This window comes from Clostridium pacaense (genome assembly GCF_020709765.2).
Lineage (GTDB): Bacteria > Bacillota > Clostridia > Lachnospirales > Lachnospiraceae > Enterocloster > Enterocloster hominis.
Genome location: NZ_JAJFEB020000201.1, coordinates 1 through 240, shown reverse-complemented (window position 1 = coordinate 240; position 240 = coordinate 1). Strand labels below are relative to the sequence as shown.

Sequence of the window (240 nt, the reverse complement as noted above, 5' to 3'; positions counted from 1 at the left end):
GGGAAAAAAAGGGGGAAAGAAAAGAAGAGAGGAAGAGAGAGGGAGGAGGGGAGAGAGAGAAAAAAGGGGGGAAGGAAGGGGGAGAGAAAGGGGAAGGAGGGGGAGGGGAGGAAAGAGAGGAAAGAAGGAGGAAGGAGAAAGGAAGGAAGGGAGAAGGAAGAAGAGAGGAGAGGAAGGAAAAGAGAAAGCCAGGAAAGGAGGGAGGACGGAGAGGGACGAGAGAAGGAGGGTAATTACTAC

General features: G+C 52.5%; 1 protein-coding gene. It reads left to right on the top strand.

What is annotated here, in order from left to right:
* A partial coding sequence (locus tag LK536_RS59035) for a hypothetical protein (protein WP_506092364.1) occupies positions 1 to 240 on the top strand: 240 nt, incomplete at both ends.